At 51.7% G+C, this 15,689-nt stretch carries 24 protein-coding genes; 18 read left to right on the top strand and 6 right to left on the bottom strand.

Translation table 11 applies throughout. The annotated features are described in order from the left end of the window. The first annotated feature begins 3 nt into the window (after nt 1-3). The 12 genes from rpmD (at nt 4) to N5J69_RS21495 (ending at nt 6,356) form a co-directional block, all read left to right on the top strand. Nucleotides 4-183 (top strand): 50S ribosomal protein L30, encoded by a 180-nt coding sequence (gene rpmD, locus N5J69_RS21550; protein WP_017345842.1) that lies wholly within the window; start codon nt 4-6, stop codon nt 181-183. 3 nt (nt 184-186) lie between these two features. Further along, entirely contained in the window at nt 187-621 is a 435-nt protein-coding gene (gene rplO, locus N5J69_RS21545) for a 50S ribosomal protein L15 (RefSeq protein WP_150015840.1), read from the top strand. Between the two features lie 7 nt (nt 622-628). Next, nucleotides 629-1,960, top strand: a complete 1,332-nt coding sequence (gene secY / locus N5J69_RS21540) for a preprotein translocase subunit SecY (protein WP_003850175.1) — start codon at nt 629-631, stop codon at nt 1,958-1,960. A gap of 32 nt (nt 1,961-1,992) precedes the next feature. Beyond that, nucleotides 1,993-2,109 carry a 50S ribosomal protein L36 gene (rpmJ, locus tag N5J69_RS21535; RefSeq protein ID WP_010252805.1) on the top strand — a complete coding sequence of 39 codons (117 nt, stop codon included), beginning with the start codon at nt 1,993-1,995 and terminating at the stop codon, nt 2,107-2,109. Between the two features lie 146 nt (nt 2,110-2,255). Beyond that, nucleotides 2,256-2,612, top strand: coding sequence for a 30S ribosomal protein S13 (rpsM, locus tag N5J69_RS21530; protein WP_003850176.1), 357 nt, complete (start codon nt 2,256-2,258; stop codon nt 2,610-2,612). 16 nt (nt 2,613-2,628) lie between these two features. Next, nucleotides 2,629-3,018: a 30S ribosomal protein S11 gene (gene rpsK, locus N5J69_RS21525; RefSeq protein WP_004160563.1), complete on the top strand. Its 390-nt coding sequence runs from the start codon at nt 2,629-2,631 to the stop codon at nt 3,016-3,018. A 33-nt stretch (nt 3,019-3,051) separates the two neighbouring features. After that, nucleotides 3,052-3,672 carry a 30S ribosomal protein S4 gene (rpsD, locus tag N5J69_RS21520; protein WP_008927131.1) on the top strand — a complete coding sequence of 207 codons (621 nt, stop codon included), beginning with the start codon at nt 3,052-3,054 and terminating at the stop codon, nt 3,670-3,672. A gap of 25 nt (nt 3,673-3,697) precedes the next feature. Then, on the top strand, nt 3,698-4,687 hold the full coding sequence (gene rpoA, locus N5J69_RS21515) for a DNA-directed RNA polymerase subunit alpha (protein WP_003850179.1): 990 nt from the start codon (nt 3,698-3,700) through the stop codon (nt 4,685-4,687). Between the two features lie 40 nt (nt 4,688-4,727). Continuing rightward, the gene (gene rplQ / locus N5J69_RS21510) at nt 4,728-5,114 is read left to right on the top strand and encodes a 50S ribosomal protein L17 (protein WP_003850180.1); all 387 of its coding nucleotides are present in this window, start codon (nt 4,728-4,730) and stop codon (nt 5,112-5,114) included. A gap of 94 nt (nt 5,115-5,208) precedes the next feature. Further along, complete coding sequence (locus N5J69_RS21505; protein ID WP_279772505.1) at nt 5,209-5,580, top strand: DUF1992 domain-containing protein; 372 nt, start codon at nt 5,209-5,211, stop codon at nt 5,578-5,580. Beyond that, nucleotides 5,581-5,997, top strand: a complete 417-nt coding sequence (zntR, locus tag N5J69_RS21500; protein WP_279772504.1) for a Zn(2+)-responsive transcriptional regulator — start codon at nt 5,581-5,583, stop codon at nt 5,995-5,997. Nucleotides 5,998-6,056: 59 nt separating this feature from the next. Beyond that, nucleotides 6,057-6,356, top strand: coding sequence for an alternative ribosome-rescue factor A (locus N5J69_RS21495; RefSeq protein WP_279772503.1), 300 nt, complete (start codon nt 6,057-6,059; stop codon nt 6,354-6,356). Here N5J69_RS21495 and mscL read toward each other — a convergent pair. The 5 genes from mscL to def all read right to left on the bottom strand — a co-directional run bounded on the left by mscL (nt 6,291) and on the right by def (nt 11,049). Continuing rightward, a complete protein-coding gene (gene mscL / locus N5J69_RS21490) occupies nt 6,291-6,701 on the bottom strand; it encodes a large-conductance mechanosensitive channel protein MscL (RefSeq protein ID WP_033734108.1) in 411 nt (136 codons plus the stop codon). The genes N5J69_RS21495 and mscL overlap by 66 nt on opposite strands. 124 nt (nt 6,702-6,825) lie before the next feature. Then, nucleotides 6,826-8,202, bottom strand: a complete 1,377-nt coding sequence (trkA, locus tag N5J69_RS21485; RefSeq protein WP_013359233.1) for a Trk system potassium transporter TrkA — start codon at nt 8,200-8,202, stop codon at nt 6,826-6,828. Between the two features lie 18 nt (nt 8,203-8,220). Continuing rightward, nucleotides 8,221-9,522 carry a 16S rRNA (cytosine(967)-C(5))-methyltransferase RsmB gene (gene rsmB, locus N5J69_RS21480; protein ID WP_279772502.1) on the bottom strand — a complete coding sequence of 434 codons (1,302 nt, stop codon included), beginning with the start codon at nt 9,520-9,522 and terminating at the stop codon, nt 8,221-8,223. 49 nt (nt 9,523-9,571) lie between these two features. Beyond that, a complete protein-coding gene (gene fmt / locus N5J69_RS21475; protein ID WP_279772501.1) occupies nt 9,572-10,516 on the bottom strand; it encodes a methionyl-tRNA formyltransferase in 945 nt (314 codons plus the stop codon). Nucleotides 10,517-10,536: 20 nt separating this feature from the next. Beyond that, nucleotides 10,537-11,049 carry a peptide deformylase gene (gene def, locus N5J69_RS21470; RefSeq protein ID WP_013359230.1) on the bottom strand — a complete coding sequence of 171 codons (513 nt, stop codon included), beginning with the start codon at nt 11,047-11,049 and terminating at the stop codon, nt 10,537-10,539. Nucleotides 11,050-11,164: 115 nt separating this feature from the next. On the opposite strand from def, the gene dprA reads away from it, so the two are divergent. Genes dprA through N5J69_RS21440 form a run of 6 tightly spaced genes read left to right on the top strand, consistent with a single transcriptional unit; the run spans nt 11,165 to nt 14,959 of the window. Further along, nucleotides 11,165-12,289: a DNA-protecting protein DprA gene (gene dprA, locus N5J69_RS21465; RefSeq protein ID WP_279772500.1), complete on the top strand. Its 1,125-nt coding sequence runs from the start codon at nt 11,165-11,167 to the stop codon at nt 12,287-12,289. Then, entirely contained in the window at nt 12,261-12,734 is a 474-nt protein-coding gene (gene smg, locus N5J69_RS21460; RefSeq protein WP_279772499.1) for a DUF494 family protein Smg, read from the top strand. The genes dprA and smg overlap by 29 nt, the downstream gene beginning before the upstream one ends. A 24-nt stretch (nt 12,735-12,758) precedes the next feature. Beyond that, nucleotides 12,759-13,304 (top strand): topoisomerase DNA-binding C4 zinc finger domain-containing protein, encoded by a 546-nt coding sequence (locus tag N5J69_RS21455; RefSeq protein ID WP_279772497.1) that lies wholly within the window; start codon nt 12,759-12,761, stop codon nt 13,302-13,304. Between the two features lie 6 nt (nt 13,305-13,310). Then, entirely contained in the window at nt 13,311-13,883 is a 573-nt protein-coding gene (gene tsaC / locus N5J69_RS21450) for an L-threonylcarbamoyladenylate synthase type 1 TsaC (RefSeq protein ID WP_279772496.1), read from the top strand. Nucleotides 13,884-13,886: 3 nt separating this feature from the next. Beyond that, a complete protein-coding gene (gene aroE, locus N5J69_RS21445; protein ID WP_279772495.1) occupies nt 13,887-14,705 on the top strand; it encodes a shikimate dehydrogenase in 819 nt (272 codons plus the stop codon). Further along, complete coding sequence (locus N5J69_RS21440) at nt 14,702-14,959, top strand: DUF1488 domain-containing protein (RefSeq protein ID WP_279772494.1); 258 nt, start codon at nt 14,702-14,704, stop codon at nt 14,957-14,959. Before aroE ends, N5J69_RS21440 begins: the two co-directional genes overlap by 4 nt. Here the strand turns inward: N5J69_RS21440 and N5J69_RS21435 are convergent. Beyond that, entirely contained in the window at nt 14,926-15,480 is a 555-nt protein-coding gene (locus N5J69_RS21435; RefSeq protein WP_279772492.1) for a gamma carbonic anhydrase family protein, read from the bottom strand. The genes N5J69_RS21440 and N5J69_RS21435 overlap by 34 nt on opposite strands. Nucleotides 15,481-15,689 lie beyond the last annotated feature (209 nt).

The raw sequence follows: 15,689 nt of genomic DNA, 5'->3' as shown, positions 1-15,689 counted from the left end.
ACGATGGCTAAGACTATTAAAATCACTCAAACCCGTAGTTCAATCGGCCGCTTGCCTAAGCATAAAGCCACTCTGGTTGGCCTGGGTCTGCGTCGCATTGGTCACACCGTTGAGCGTGAAGACACGCCTGCAGTACGCGGTATGGTTAACGCGGTTTACTATATGGTTAAAGTGGAGGAGTAAGAGATGCGTTTAAATACTCTGTCTCCGGCCGAAGGGTCTAAGCACGCTACCAAGCGTCTGGGTCGTGGTATTGGTTCTGGCCTCGGAAAAACCGGTGGTCGTGGTCACAAAGGTCAGAACTCACGTTCTGGCGGTGGCGTACGTCGCGGTTTTGAAGGTGGTCAGATGCCTCTGTACCGTCGTCTGCCGAAGTTCGGTTTCACCTCTCGCAAAGCAATGATCACCACAGAGATTCGTCTGTCTGATCTGGCGAAGGTTGAAGGCGGTATCGTCGACCTGAACGCGCTGAAAGCAGCCAACATTGTCGGTGTTCAGATTGAATTCGTTAAAGTAATTCTGTCTGGTGAAGTTTCTACACCGGTAACGATTCGCGGTCTGCGTGTCACCAAAGGTGCTCGTGCTGCAATCGAAGCTGCTGGCGGTAAAATCGAGGAATAAGTAGCAGATGGCTAAACAACCGGGATTAGATTTTCAAAGTGCCAAAGGTGGCTTTGGTGAGCTGAAACGCAGACTGCTGTTTGTAATCGGCGCACTGATTGTCTTCCGTATTGGCTCTTTTATTCCAATCCCTGGTATTGATGCCACTGTACTTGCCAAACTGCTTGAGCAACAGCGTGGCACCATCATTGAAATGTTTAACATGTTCTCTGGTGGTGCTCTCAGCCGTGCTTCAATTTTCGCACTGGGTATCATGCCGTATATTTCGGCATCAATTATTATCCAGTTATTAACGGTGGTACATCCAGCGTTAGCGGAAATTAAGAAAGAAGGGGAGGCTGGCCGTCGTAAGATTAGTCAGTACACCCGATACGGTACGTTGGTATTGGCCATATTCCAGTCGATCGGTATTGCTACCGGTTTGCCGAATATGCCAGGGATGCAAGGCCTGGTAATGAATCCCGGCTTTGCTTTCTACTTTACCGCTGTTGTGAGTCTGGTCTCAGGAACGATGTTCCTGATGTGGCTGGGCGAACAGATTACTGAGCGTGGTATCGGTAACGGTATTTCGATCATTATCTTCGCAGGTATTGTTGCGGGTCTTCCGCCGGCCATTGGCCATACCATCGAGCAAGCGCGGCAAGGCGACCTGCACTTCCTTCTGTTGCTGTTGGTTGCAGTACTCGTATTCGCAGTGACCTTCTTTGTTATCTTCGTTGAACGTGGTCAACGCCGCATTGTGGTGAACTACGCAAAACGTCAGCAGGGTCGTCGCGTTTACGCTGCACAGAGCACACATTTACCGTTGAAAGTGAACATGGCGGGCGTTATTCCAGCCATCTTTGCTTCCAGCATTATTCTGTTCCCGGCAACGATTGCATCGTGGTTTGGGGGCGGTACCGGTTGGAACTGGCTGACAACAATTTCGCTGTATTTGCAGCCAGGACAGCCGCTTTATGTGCTACTCTATGCGACTGCAATCATCTTCTTCTGTTTCTTCTATACGGCGTTGGTTTTCAACCCACGTGAAACAGCAGATAACCTGAAGAAGTCTGGTGCATTCGTACCGGGAATTCGTCCGGGAGAGCAAACGGCGAAGTATATTGATAAAGTGATGACGCGACTGACCTTAATCGGCGCGCTGTACATTACTTTTATCTGCCTTATCCCGGAGTTCATGCGTGATGCGATGAAGGTTCCCTTCTACTTTGGCGGTACTTCACTGCTCATCGTAGTTGTCGTCATCATGGACTTTATGGCTCAAGTGCAAACTCTGATGATGTCAAGTCAGTACGAGTCGGCACTGAAGAAAGCTAACCTGAAAGGCTACGGCCGTTAATTCAGTTGGTTGAGAAGTTACGGAGAGTAAAAATGAAAGTTCGTGCTTCCGTCAAGAGATTATGTCGTAACTGCAAAATCATTCGTCGCGACGGTGTCGTACGTGTGATCTGCAGCGCCGAGCCAAAGCATAAACAGCGCCAAGGCTGATTTTGTCACATATTTTTCTTGCAAAGTCGGGTTGAGCTGGCTAGATTAGCCAGCCAATCTTTTGTATGTCAGTACGTTTCCATTTGAGTATCCTGAAAACGGGCTTTTCAGCATGGGACGTGCTTGTTTAATTATAGGAGTGCATAGTGGCCCGTATAGCAGGCATTAACATTCCTGATCAAAAACATACCGTTATCGCATTAACTTCGATCTTCGGTATCGGTAAAACCCGTTCAAAAGCCATCTGCGCTTCAACGGGTATTGCTGAAAATGTTAAGATCAGTGAGCTGTCTGAAGAACAAATTGATCAGCTGCGTGATGCAGTTGCGAAATTCGTTGTAGAAGGTGATCTGCGCCGTGAAATCACCCTGAGCATCAAGCGTCTTATGGACCTTGGTTGCTACCGTGGTTTGCGCCATCGTCGTGGTCTTCCGGTTCGCGGTCAGCGTACTAAGACCAACGCACGTACCCGTAAGGGTCCGCGTAAACCGATCAAGAAATAATCGGGGTGAGTAAATAATGGCAAAGGCACCAGTTCGTGCACGCAAGCGTGTAAGAAAACAAGTCTCAGATGGCGTGGCTCATGTCCATGCTTCTTTTAACAACACCATCGTTACCATTACTGATCGTCAGGGTAACGCACTGGGTTGGGCAACCGCCGGTGGTTCCGGTTTCCGCGGTTCACGTAAATCCACTCCGTTTGCTGCTCAGGTCGCTGCAGAGCGCTGTGCAGAAGCGGTAAAAGATTACGGAATTAAGAACCTGGAAGTTATGGTAAAGGGTCCGGGTCCAGGTCGCGAATCTACGATTCGTGCTTTGAACGCCGCTGGTTTCCGCATCACTAATATTACTGATGTGACTCCGATCCCTCATAACGGTTGTCGTCCGCCGAAAAAACGTCGCGTATAACGCCCGTTTTTTTAGGATAGTTGGAGAAAGAAAATGGCAAGATATTTGGGTCCTAAGCTCAAGCTGAGCCGTCGTGAGGGCACTGACTTATTCCTTAAGTCTGGCGTTCGCGCGATTGATTCCAAGTGTAAGATTGAACAAGCCCCTGGTCAGCATGGTGCGCGTAAACCGCGTCTGTCTGATTACGGCGGTCAGTTACGTGAAAAGCAGAAAGTTCGTCGTATCTACGGCGTGCTGGAGCGTCAGTTCCGTAACTATTATAAAGAAGCAGCTCGTCTGAAAGGCAACACCGGTGAAAACCTGTTGGCTCTGCTGGAAGGTCGTCTGGACAACGTAGTTTATCGTATGGGCTTTGGTGCCACTCGTGCAGAAGCACGTCAGCTGGTGAGCCACAAGTCTGTTCTGGTAAATGGCCGCGTTGTTAACATCGCTTCTTATCAGGTATCTCCGAATGATGTCGTTAGCATCCGTGAGAAAGCCAAAAAGCAATCTCGCGTGAAGGCCGCTCTGGAGCTGGCTGAGCAGCGTGAAAAGCCAACCTGGCTGGAAGTTGATGCGACTAAGATGGAAGGTGTGTTCAAGCGTATTCCCGAACGTACTGATCTGTCTGCGGACATTAACGAACACCTGATCGTCGAGCTTTACTCTAAGTAAAGCTTAGTACCAAAGAGAGGACACAATGCAGGGTTCTGTGACAGAGTTTCTAAAACCGCGCCTGGTAGATATCGAGCAAGTGAGTTCGACGCACGCCAAGGTGACCCTTGAGCCTTTAGAGCGTGGCTTTGGCCATACTCTTGGTAACGCACTGCGCCGTATTCTGCTTTCATCCATGCCGGGTTGCGCGGTGACCGAGGTTGAAATTGATGGTGTACTTCATGAGTACAGCACCAAAGAGGGCGTACAGGAAGATATCCTGGAAATCCTGCTCAACCTGAAAGGGCTGGCGGTAAGAGTTCAGGGTAAAGATGAAGTTATTCTGACCCTGAATAAATCTGGCATTGGCCCTGTGACTGCAGCCGACATTACCCATGATGGTGATGTCGAAATCGTCAAGCCTCAGCATGTCATTTGCCATCTGACCGATGAGAACGCTGCTATCAGCATGCGTATCAAAGTTCAGCGTGGACGTGGCTATGTGCCGGCTTCTGCCCGAATTCATTCGGAAGAAGATGAGCGCCCAATCGGCCGCCTGTTAGTTGACGCTTGCTACAGCCCTGTAGACCGTATCGCCTACAATGTTGAAGCAGCGCGTGTAGAGCAGCGCACCGACCTGGACAAGCTGGTCATCGAAATGGAAACCAACGGCACAATCGATCCTGAAGAGGCGATTCGTCGTGCGGCAACCATTCTGGCAGAACAACTTGAAGCTTTCGTTGACTTACGTGATGTACGTCAGCCGGAAGTTAAAGAAGAGAAACCAGAGTTCGATCCGATCCTGCTGCGCCCTGTTGACGATCTGGAATTGACTGTCCGCTCTGCTAACTGCCTTAAGGCAGAAGCTATCCACTACATCGGTGATCTGGTACAGCGTACCGAGGTTGAGCTGCTTAAAACGCCTAACCTTGGTAAAAAATCTCTTACTGAGATTAAAGATGTGCTGGCTTCGCGTGGTCTTTCTCTGGGCATGCGCCTTGAGAACTGGCCGCCAGCAAGCATTGCTGATGAATAATCAGATCACAGGTTAAGGTTTCACTGAGAAGGATAAGGTCATGCGCCATCGTAAGAGTGGTCGTCAACTGAACCGCAACAGCAGCCATCGTCAGGCTATGTTCCGCAACATGGCCGGTTCTCTGGTTCGTCATGAGATCATCAAAACGACTCTGCCGAAAGCCAAAGAACTGCGTCGCGTAGTTGAGCCGCTGATTACTCTTGCCAAGACCGACAGCGTAGCTAATCGTCGTCTGGCATTCGCCCGTACTCGTGATAACGAGATCGTGGCAAAACTGTTTAACGAGCTGGGCCCGCGTTTCGCGAGCCGTGCCGGTGGTTACACTCGTATTCTGAAGTGTGGCTTCCGTGCTGGTGACAACGCTCCGATGGCTTACATCGAGCTGGTTGATCGTCCAGAAGCTCAAGCAGAAGCAGCTGCAGAGTAATCTGTAGCAACGTAAAAAACCCGCTTCGGCGGGTTTTTTATTGCCTGAAATTTACTACCTTAGAATGTAGTCTTCACGTTCCAGGGAGCTAACTATGTGGCTGGTTGACGAACTTGCGGAGCAGCACATTAAAGCGGCGTTAGAAAAAGGCGAGCTGAGTAATCTTCCCGGCTCGGGCAAGCCGTTGCAACTCGATGACGATAGGCATGTTCCTCCTGAATTAAGAGCGGGCTATCGGCTACTAAAAAATTCGGGCTTTTTGCCACCAGAGTTAGAGCTCAGGCGGGAGGCCATGGAAGTTAACGATCTTATTCGCCAGCTGGATCCTACGGATCAAGGCTATCAGGATCACTGTCATCGGCTTCAGGTGCTGGAACTGCGCTTGCGGCAGGCGGGTTTAAGCACTGATTTTCTGCATGGCGACTATTCCACAGCCATTCAGCATCATTTCCGCGAGGAGAAGTAGATGTTTCGCATCGGCCAGTTAGCTAAGCTTGCGGAAGTCACGCCAGATACAATCCGTTTTTATGAGAAGCAGCAGATGATGGGCCATGATGGTCGCACAGAAGGCGGGTTTCGCCTTTATACTGAAGCCGACCTTCAGCGTCTGAAATTCATTCGTTACGGTCGAAAACTTGGGTTTAGCCTCGAAGCCATCAGAGAACTACTTTCTATCCGGGTCGATCCTGCGCACCATACCTGTCAGGAATCAAAAGCAATCGTTGAAAAACGGCTGAGTGAAGTTGCTCAGATGATTGCAGAATTAGAAACGATGCAGCGTTCTCTGCGCCACCTCTCGGATGCCTGTTGTGGCGACAGTCACAGTAGCATTTCGTGCTCAATTCTTGAGGCGCTGGAGCGGGGAGAGGCGTTGAGCAAATAAGCATCTTGTTATTTTGCTGCAAAGGAATAAAGTATCTCACCATCTTAACAGGAGGCAACATGAGTAAATATCAGCACACCAAAGGGCAAATTCGCGATAACGCGATACAGGCTCTGTTACACGACCCGTTATTCCGACAACGCATTGAGCAGAAGCAAAAGGGTAAAGGCAGTTTTAAGCGGAAAGAGAAACATGGTAAGGGGAGTGGATGGGAGGGCAGTGATAAGAAAGCGTCTTATCACTGCCCTTCTGCTTTTACGGTCAAAAAAACCGCCTGTCAGGCGGCTTATTCACTAGACCCGGGTGTTCTGCTGTTTCAGCAGATCGCGGATTTCGGTCAGCAGGACTTCTTCGTTTGATGGCTTAGCAACCGGCTTCTCAACTTCCTTTTTCTTGTACAGACGGTTCATCAATTTAATCGCCATAAAGATCGCGAAAGCAATAATGACGAAATCAAAGATGGTCTGCAGGAAAATACCGTACTGCATAACCACGGCAGGCGCATCGCCAGTTGCAGGCTTGAGGACCCAGGCAAATGATTTGAAATCGACACCACCAATCAGCAGGCCTAAGGGCGGCATGATGATGTTAGCGACTAATGATGAAACGATTTTACCGAATGCCGCACCGATGATGACACCCACGGCTAAATCCATTACGTTGCCGCGCATTGCGAAATCACGAAACTCTTTGATTAAACTCATACTTATCTCCTTGCCCAGGTCAATGCCATAAAGTCTAACAAACCTTACTGTTTTTGCCATCAATTCAGTGAATTAAGCGGCAGTTTTGCCTGCTACAGGCTTTGTCAGCCAATTAACGCGGCATTTACAGGAAAAAGGGACTTGGCTGGAAGAGACGTTCCACATCAGACACAAATTTCTTGTCAGTCAGGAACATGATGACGTGATCACCCTGTTCAATACGCAGGTTATCATTGGCAATCATCACATCGTCACCGCGAACGACTGCACCAATAATAGTCCCTGGCGGCAGTTTGATATCATCAATCGAGCGGCCGACCACGCGTGAAGTGGATTCGTCACCGTGGGCTATCGCCTCGATCGCCTCTGCAATACCGCGTCGCAACGATGAAACGCCCACAATATCTGCTTTACGTACATGACCCAGCAGGGCAGAAATCGTGGCCTGTTGAGGTGAAATGGCAATATCGATAACGCTGCCCTGGACCAGATCGACGTAGGCACGGCGCTGAATCAGCACCATCACCTTCTTCGCCCCCATCTTTTTCGCCAGCATCGCTGACATGATATTCGCTTCATCATCGTTGGTGACGGCAATAAACAGGTCAACCTGCTCAACGTGTTCTTCCGCCAGCAGTTCCTGATCTGACGCATCACCATAAAAAACCACAGTGTCATGCAGATGTTCGGCGAGTTCTGCTGCGCGCTGGGGATTACGTTCAATCAGCTTAACGCTGTAGTGCTTCTCAAGCCGCTGGGCCAGACCAAAACCAATGTTACCGCCACCCACCAGCATAATCCGCTTGTAAGGTTTCTCCAGCCGCTGCATTTCACTCATCACCGCACGAATGTTCTGACTGGCAGCGATGAAAAAGACCTCATCACCCGCTTCTACGATGGTTGAGCCCTGAGGGCGAATAGGGCGATCCTGACGAAAGATAGCGGCTACACGCGTATCGATGTGTGGCATATGCTCACGCATGATAGAGAGCGGGTTGCCCACCAGGGGCCCGCCATAATACGCTTTCACTACTGCCAGACTCACTTTCCCCTCGGCAAAATTAACGACCTGCAATGCGCCAGGGTACTGGATCAGACGATAGATATTGTCGATCACTAACTGCTCAGGTGAGATCAGGTGATCAATAGGCACCGCTTCAGGTATAAACAACTTGTCTGCATCACGCAGATAGTCAGCCGCGCGAATACGGGCGATACGATTCGGCGTATTGAAAAGCGAATAAGCAATCTGACAGGCAATCATGTTGGTTTCATCCGAGTTAGTCACGGCAACCAGCATGTCGGCATCTTCTGCTCCCGCCTCACGCAAAATTCGCGGATGGGAACCATGCCCCTGCACGACGCGCAAATCGAACTTGTCCTGCAGATGACGCAGCCGTGAAGAATCGGTATCGACCACCGTGATATCGTTGTTTTCACCCACCAGATTTTCTGCGAGGGTTCCGCCAACCTGTCCTGCGCCCAGAATGATTATTTTCATCGCTTATCAATACTCATATCAGTTTGTACCCGATTTCTTTATCAGCTTAGCGTAGAAGAAACCATCTCCGCCTTCGGCTTGCGGGAAGACCTGTAATCCGTTCGCCGGCGCATCCCTGAGAGACTCTGCCTGTGCATCATGCTGGCGTTGCAGGAAAGCGTCTATCTGCTGATGATTTTCTTCAGGCAGGATTGAACAGGTAGCATAAATCAGCGTACCGCCAGGTTTCAGGTGCGGCCAGATAGCGTCAAGAATCTCACTCTGAAGCTTTGCCAGCTCGGCGATATCACGGTCGCGACGCAGCCATTTAATGTCAGGGTGACGTCGGATGACACCAGTAGCAGAGCAGGGCGCATCGAGCAGAATACGGTCGAACTGCCGCTCACCACACCACTGTTGTGGCATTCGTCCATCACCCTGTTTCACCTCTGCTTTCATACCGAGCCGCTGCAGATTCTCCTCAACGCGTTTAAGGCGCTGCGCATCGACATCCACGGCGAGCACGTCGGCTTCCGGCGCGATTTCAAGAATGTGGGTCGTTTTACCGCCGGGGGCAGCGCATAAATCCAGAATCTGTTCGCCGTTTTGCGGTTCAAGCAGTAAAGCACAGCGCTGAGCGGATAAATCCTGCACGGTCACCCAACCCTGATCAAAGCCGGGTAGCTGACTGACAGGGGCGGGAACGTCAAGCCGCAGCGCATCCGGCACATCGTCAGCGGGTTGTGCATTCCGGCCGCTTTCGACCAGCATGGCCAGCCAGGCATCGCGATCGTGATGCTGGCGGTTAACGCGCAGCCACATGGGTGGACGCAGATTATTTGCTTCGACGATCTGTTGCCACTGTTCCGGCCAGGCAAGCTGCAACCGCTTTAACAGCCATCCCGGATGCAGATAACGCTGCGGACCATCCTGAATGCTGGCAAGCAGCTCTTCGCGCTGACGCTGAAACTGGCGCAAAACGCCATTTAACAAACCTTTCAGGCTGGTGCGCTTCAGAACTTCGGCACCCGCGACGGTTTCTGCCAGTGCAGCATGAGCAGGCACACGGGTATATTCCAGCTGATAAAGCCCGACCATGATCAGATAGTGCAGCACTCGCTGTTTGCCGGTCAGTGGACGCTCCATCAGTTTGCCGATTAACGCTTCCAGCTGTGGCAGTGTGCGCAGAACACCAAAACAGATCTCCTGCACTAACGCGCTATCTTTGTCGGTGAGTTTTTTTTGGGCGGCAGGCAGAACCGTGTTCAGGGATTCGCCTTTGTCCACCACGTGCTCAATCAGTTGGGCAGAGAGGCTACGCAGGTTGGTTGATTTAGTCATAGGGTTTTGTCATCAAACAAAAGGCCCGGTGAGTGACCGGGCCTGGGAGTCAGTCCAGAAGGGTTCCAGGTTCAAACCATTCACGGCGCGAGTTGAGAAGATCCTGAGCCGACATCGGTTTTTTACCGGCGGGCTGCAACTGCTGCAGATTCAGTACACCCTGAGCCGTTGCCACCTGGATGCCCTGCTTATCAGCTTTGATAATTTCGCCAGGCGAACGATCGCAGTGGGGCAGGACGGTTGCCTGCCAGACTTTAACCGGCTGATCGTCAATAGTGAAAAAGCTCATCGGCCACGGATTAAAGGCGCGAATACAGCGTTCAAGCTGGTCTGCAGAGAGTGTCCAGTCAAGGCGAGCCTCCTCTTTGCTGAGCTTCTCAGCATAGTTTGCCAGCGTTTCATCCTGTTTTTCAGGTGACGCCTGTTGAGTGCTCAGCAACGTCAGGGTATCAAGCAGCCCCTGTGGCCCAAGCTGTGCCAGCTTGTCATAAAGCGTTGCACTGGTATCCCCGGCGGTAATCGGGCAAGCCAGCTTGTACAGCATATCGCCGGTGTCTAACCCCACGTCCATCTGCATGATCGTTATGCCGGTTTCGCTGTCGCCAGCCCACAGTGCGCGCTGAATAGGCGCGGCTCCGCGCCAGCGAGGCAGCAGCGATCCATGAACGTTGATGCAGCCAAGACGTGGCATATTCAGCACGGCCTTTGGCAGAATCAATCCGTAGGCCACGACCACCATCACATCGGCCTTCAAATCAGCAACCAGTTGCTGATTTTCTTCAGGTCGCAGTGACTTAGGCTGGTAAACCGGTATGTCATGTGCCAGCGCCAGCGTTTTGACCGGGCCAGGGGTTAGTTTGTTGCCGCGACCCGCAGGACGGTCGGGTTGGGTAAATACGCCGATAACCTGATGTTCAGAAGCAAGCAGCGCGTCAAGATGACGCGCTGCGAAGTCAGGTGTGCCGGCAAAGATGATTTTTAGCGGGGCAGACACGTTTATCCCTTCTTAAGATCTCAGGAAGCCTGCGCGTTCTGACGCGCCAGTTTCTCTAACTTAGTTTTGATTCGTTGCCGCTTCAGAGGCGACAGATAATCAATAAACAGTTTGCCTTCCAGATGATCAATCTCATGCTGGATACAGATGGCCAGTAACTCGCTGGCTTCCAGCTCGAAACTTTTACCATCACGATCAAGTGCGCGAACCTTCACCCGCTCGGCTCGCGGAACAAATGCGCGCTGTTCCGGAATTGAGAGACAACCCTCTTCAATGCCGGTTTCGCCGCTTTTTTCCAGCAGCTCGGGGTTAATGAGGACCAGACGCTCTTCACGACTTTCGGAGACATCAATCACGATAATGCGCTGATGAATATCGACCTGCGTAGCCGCAAGACCGATACCTTCTTCGGCATACATCGTCTCGAACATATCATCAACGATACGCTGAATGTCTGCGTTAACTTCTTTGACGGGCGCAGCGACTTTGCGAAGACGCTCGTCAGGAAAATGTAATACCTGCAAAACTGACATAAATATCCAGATCTGTATTCGGTTAAGAAAAGATTACTGCCTCATATTGTAGACTTTTCGAGGCCTGATTGACAGCATTGTGCGGCAGGAAGCAAGGGCGATCAGGGAGCAGGAGATGGACAAAATAGCGCAGTATGTACGGCTGGCAGCCGTCACCGGGATGACAGGGAAACGCTGGGTTGAAGTGGCGCAGCAGACAGGCGCTGAACGGGCGGACAGTGAGCTGCTAACCCGGCTTGGGCTGGATGCCAGCCAGCGAAAGCAATATTCTGATTTTGATGAAAAAAACTGTCAAGACGTGTATTCCTGGCTGGCACAGAGTCCGGCTCATCATCTGGTCACCGCCCTGGATGATGCTTATCCGGCCCGTCTTAAAGAAACAAATCGCTTTCCGCCTCTGCTCTATATTAAAGGCGATCCTGCCGTTATCCGTACACCACAGTTAGCGATTGTAGGAAGCCGGAATTGTTCACCCAATGGTCGTTACTGGTGCGACTGGTTTACCCAGCATTTAAGCCTGGGCGGGTTGACCATCACCAGCGGACTGGCGCGGGGTATTGATGGTGTTGCGCATCAGGCAGTACTGAACGTGGGCGGTAAAACGGTGGCCGTGCTAGGAAGTGGATTGCAGCGACTCTATCCCAGGAACCATGTCCGGCTTGCCGCAGAGATCGCTGAACAGGGCGGTGCTATCGTGTCTGAGTTTCCGCTGACGACCATACCGCATCCGCTTAATTTTCCACGCCGTAACCGCATCATCAGCGGCCTGAGCCATGGTGTGCTGGTAGTAGAAGCGTCGCTGAAGAGTGGCTCACTGGTGACGGCCCGTTACGCGCTGGAGCAAAATCGCAATGTCTATGCCTTACCTGGCGCGCTCGGCAACCCGTTAAGCGAAGGTGTAAACTGGCTGATTCAGCAGGGCGCGCTGCTGGTGGCACATCCCAATAACATCGTGGAAGATCTGGCAGGTGCACTTAACTGGCTACCCGTTAGCCGGGCCGACGAAATTTATTCTGAGGTGAGTGACGATGCTCCATTGCCATTTGCTGATGTGTTGGCTAACGTAGGTGATGATGTTACACCTGTTGACGTTGTCGCTGAACGTGCCGGCCAATCTGTGCCAGTTATCTCAGCTCAGTTGCTGGAACTGGAGTTAGCAGGATGGATCGCAGCTGTACCCGGCGGCTATGTCCGATTGAGGAGGGCATGCCATGTTCGACGTACTGATGTACTTGTTTGAGACATATATCCACAACGAAGCAGAAATGGGTGTTGATCAGGACAGATTGACAGATGACCTGACGGATGCCGGGTTCCATCGGGAAGATGTTTACAGTGCGCTGAACTGGCTGGAAAGACTGGCTGATTATCAGGAAGGACTGGTTGCGCCAATTTTACTGACCAACGATCCGCTCTCAATGCGCATCTATACCGATGAAGAAAGCAAACGTTTAGATGCTGAAAGTCGTGGTTTCCTGCTGTTCCTTGAGCAGATTCAGGTGCTCAGCCTGGAAACCCGCGAAATGGTTATCGAACGGGTCATGGCGCTTGATACCTCTGAGTTTGACCTGGAGGATCTCAAATGGGTGGTTCTGATGGTGTTGTTCAACATCCCGGGATGTGAAAATGCCTATCAGCAGATGGAAGAACTGCTATTCGACGTCAATGAAGGTATGCTGCATTAAATTTCCTTTCATGCATTGATCGCTATGAGTAAAGCTGCACTCTTCACCGTGCGTAAACAGGATCCCTGCCCCGCTTGCGGGGCAGAACTTATTATCCGCTCCGGTAAACATGGTCCTTTTCTGGGCTGCGCGAATTATCCGGCGTGCGACTACATTCGGCCCTTGAAAGGGCAGGCAGATGGCCACGTGGTTAAAGTGCTGGAGGGCCACGCCTGTCCCGAATGCGGTGCCGATAAAGTATTACGGCAGGGACGTTTTGGCATGTTCATTGGCTGTAGCCTCTATCCTGAATGCGGATACACTGAAACCATCGACAAACCGGATGAAACCACGCTGGCCTGTCCACAGTGTCATGAAGGCCGGTTAGTTCAGCGGCGTTCCCGTTACGGCAAAACGTTTCACTCCTGCGATCGTTATCCGGCCTGCCAGTTTGTCGTCAATCTGACCCCCGTAGCCGGAATCTGCCCTCATTGCCAGTATCCGCTGTTCGTTGAAAAAAAGACGGCGCAGGGCGTTAAACGCTTTTGTGCCAGTAAGAGTTGTGGCAAAGCCATTGCTGAAGAGAATTGATAGATAATGGAAAATCAACACCTCGCCGATTCACTTGACCACTGCTTAGCGCATCTGAATCGTCAGGCGGTCATCGCCTATCCTACTGAAGCTGTGTTTGGTCTGGGCTGTGATCCTGACAGTGAATCTGCCGTTATGGCCTTGCTGGCTTTGAAACAGCGTCCGGTCGAAAAGGGACTCATCCTGATTGCGGCTGATTACAGCCAGCTTGAGCCTTATATCTCGGCGCGCGAACTGTCTGTTATCCAGCGTGAGCGGATGTTTGCCTGCTGGCCCGGCCCGGTGACTTTTGTCGTACCCGTGCCACCACAAACACCTCGCTGGCTTACCGGACAGTTTGACTCTCTGGCCATTCGCGTCAGTGACCATCCTGATGTGCAGGCGCTTTGCCGTGCATTTGGTAAACCGCTGGTCTCGACCAGCGCAAATCTGTCAGGCCAGCCTCCCTGCCGCACAGCTGAAGAAGTGAAACAGCAGTTTGGTGAGCACTTCCCGGTTCTGTCGGGTAAAACGGGTGGAAGACTGAATCCCTCTGAAATCCGCGATGTCATTAGCGGCGAACTTATACGTCAGGGTTAAATCATGGATCACTTCGCCGTTTTCGGTAATCCGATCAATCACAGTAAATCTCCTCTGATCCATCAGGCTTTCGCTGAGCAGACGGGCATTGAACACCGCTATGGTCGTATTTGTGCCCCGATTGATGGTTTTCCTCATGCGCTTTCTGCCTTTTTCGGGCAGGGAGGTCGTGGAGCTAACGTAACGTTACCTTTCAAACAGCAGGCATGGGAATTTGCCGACCAGCTCAGCGAACGGGCAGCGCTGTCCGGTGCGGTAAACACCGTTAAAAAACTGAGTGATGGGAAGATCCTGGGCGATAACACGGATGGTATCGGCCTGTTAAGCGATCTTGAACGGCTGATGATGATCAACGCTGGCGACAATGTATTGCTGGTGGGGGCGGGCGGTGCCGCCCGTGGGGTGATTCTGCCGTTACTTTCAGCGGGCGTGACGCTTACGCTGGTGAATCGTACGGCCACGCGTGCGGAAGAGCTGGTAAGTCTGTTCAGAGAGAGTGGTGCTATTCAGGCATGTGGATTTGAGCAACTGGCGGATCAGCACTTCGATCTGATCATCAATGCCACTTCAAGTGGTGTGAATGGCGAAACGCCACCTTTACCTGCGCAAGTGATCCATGCTGATGTACGCTGCTATGACATGTTTTACCAAAGTGGGCTGACGCCTTTTCTGCGCTGGTGTCAGGTGCAGGGCAGTGATCATTTGGCAGATGGGCTGGGTATGCTGGTGGGTCAGGCTGCGCATGCCTTTTATCTGTGGCACGGTGTGATGCCGGAAATCACGCCGGTGATTGCTCAGCTTAAGCAGGCCATGCAGCCATGAATCAGGCGATACAGTTCCCTGATGAGGAAACTTACGATGCCGGACTGAACGCGGTCTGTTTCCCGGTTCTGGTCAACGGCATGCGGCTGAACTGCGCAATCAGCCGTGAGTCGCTGACGTCGCGTTTTGGTGAGGGAGAGGCGATGACGCTGTTTCAGCACCATCGCTGGGATCTGGAAGATGAGGCCGAATCGGCTATTCGTCAGGATAATGTGGATGTTCAGGGCTGGGTCTGGTTATCTCCAGCAAGATAATTATCTTTCCAGCCGACATAGTTATTTGCGGAATAGCGTAAACCTTCCTTCTCACTGTCATTCAGCGGCCTGACCTGCCTTACCGGACTTCCCAGATAGAGATAGCCGCTCTCCAGCCTTTTACCTGGCGGCACCAGACTTCCGGCACCAATCATCACCTCTTCTTCTACTATTACGCCATCAAGCAGAATCGAGCCCATTCCGACCAGCACGCGATCGCCAATGGTACAGCCGTGAAGCATCGCTTTATGCCCAACCGTAACGTCCTCGCCAATAATAAGAGGAAAGCCCTGGGGGTTGGCGGCTGATTTGTGCGTGACGTGCAGAACACTGCCGTCCTGCACATTAGTGCGGGCACCAATGCGGACCTGATTCACGTCACCTCTAATCGCAACCAGCGGCCATATGCTCACGTCATCCCCCATGATGACATCACCGACGACAACACTGCTCGGATCGACCATAACGCGCTGGCCGGTTTGCGGGAAAAGATCGTTATAGGGACGTAGGGCGGAAGTCATCTTGTTCTCCTTTGTTCTGTTTTCAATGCAGCCTGATGCGATTTTAGCCATCTGACAAGCCCATTCTGGACTGGATCGCTGGCGATCTCACCAATCTGGATCATTTATAACCGTTCAGATAAAAGATCCTAAAAAAGGGTTGTGCTCTGAAACGGGATCCCTATAATGCGCCTCCATCGACACGGCAAACCGGCAACGGGAAACGGGTC

It is taken from the genome of Pantoea sp. GD03673 (assembly GCF_029844725.1).
GTDB lineage: Bacteria > Pseudomonadota > Gammaproteobacteria > Enterobacterales > Enterobacteriaceae > Pantoea.
Note: the sequence above shows the minus strand (reverse complement) of the source record. Positions and strands in the feature narration are given on the sequence as shown.

Coding starts and splice junctions, on each gene's coding strand:
- dprA (WP_279772500.1), top strand. CDS start 11,165: ATGGACAAAATAGCGCAGTATGTACGGCTGGCAGCCGTCACCGGGATG.
- rpsD (WP_008927131.1), top strand. CDS start 3,052: ATGGCAAGATATTTGGGTCCTAAGCTCAAGCTGAGCCGTCGTGAGGGC.
- rpsK (WP_004160563.1), top strand. CDS start 2,629: ATGGCAAAGGCACCAGTTCGTGCACGCAAGCGTGTAAGAAAACAAGTC.
- rsmB (WP_279772502.1), bottom strand. CDS start 9,522: ATGACTAAATCAACCAACCTGCGTAGCCTCTCTGCCCAACTGATTGAG.
- N5J69_RS21495 (WP_279772503.1), top strand. CDS start 6,057: ATGAGTAAATATCAGCACACCAAAGGGCAAATTCGCGATAACGCGATA.
- rpmD (WP_017345842.1), top strand. CDS start 4: ATGGCTAAGACTATTAAAATCACTCAAACCCGTAGTTCAATCGGCCGC.
- aroE (WP_279772495.1), top strand. CDS start 13,887: ATGGATCACTTCGCCGTTTTCGGTAATCCGATCAATCACAGTAAATCT.
- N5J69_RS21455 (WP_279772497.1), top strand. CDS start 12,759: ATGAGTAAAGCTGCACTCTTCACCGTGCGTAAACAGGATCCCTGCCCC.
- N5J69_RS21505 (WP_279772505.1), top strand. CDS start 5,209: ATGTGGCTGGTTGACGAACTTGCGGAGCAGCACATTAAAGCGGCGTTA.
- smg (WP_279772499.1), top strand. CDS start 12,261: ATGTTCGACGTACTGATGTACTTGTTTGAGACATATATCCACAACGAA.
- rplQ (WP_003850180.1), top strand. CDS start 4,728: ATGCGCCATCGTAAGAGTGGTCGTCAACTGAACCGCAACAGCAGCCAT.
- zntR (WP_279772504.1), top strand. CDS start 5,581: ATGTTTCGCATCGGCCAGTTAGCTAAGCTTGCGGAAGTCACGCCAGAT.
- mscL (WP_033734108.1), bottom strand. CDS start 6,701: ATGAGTTTAATCAAAGAGTTTCGTGATTTCGCAATGCGCGGCAACGTA.
- rpmJ (WP_010252805.1), top strand. CDS start 1,993: ATGAAAGTTCGTGCTTCCGTCAAGAGATTATGTCGTAACTGCAAAATC.
- N5J69_RS21435 (WP_279772492.1), bottom strand. CDS start 15,480: ATGACTTCCGCCCTACGTCCCTATAACGATCTTTTCCCGCAAACCGGC.
- tsaC (WP_279772496.1), top strand. CDS start 13,311: ATGGAAAATCAACACCTCGCCGATTCACTTGACCACTGCTTAGCGCAT.
- trkA (WP_013359233.1), bottom strand. CDS start 8,202: ATGAAAATAATCATTCTGGGCGCAGGACAGGTTGGCGGAACCCTCGCA.
- N5J69_RS21440 (WP_279772494.1), top strand. CDS start 14,702: ATGAATCAGGCGATACAGTTCCCTGATGAGGAAACTTACGATGCCGGA.
- rpoA (WP_003850179.1), top strand. CDS start 3,698: ATGCAGGGTTCTGTGACAGAGTTTCTAAAACCGCGCCTGGTAGATATC.
- secY (WP_003850175.1), top strand. CDS start 629: ATGGCTAAACAACCGGGATTAGATTTTCAAAGTGCCAAAGGTGGCTTT.
- def (WP_013359230.1), bottom strand. CDS start 11,049: ATGTCAGTTTTGCAGGTATTACATTTTCCTGACGAGCGTCTTCGCAAA.
- rplO (WP_150015840.1), top strand. CDS start 187: ATGCGTTTAAATACTCTGTCTCCGGCCGAAGGGTCTAAGCACGCTACC.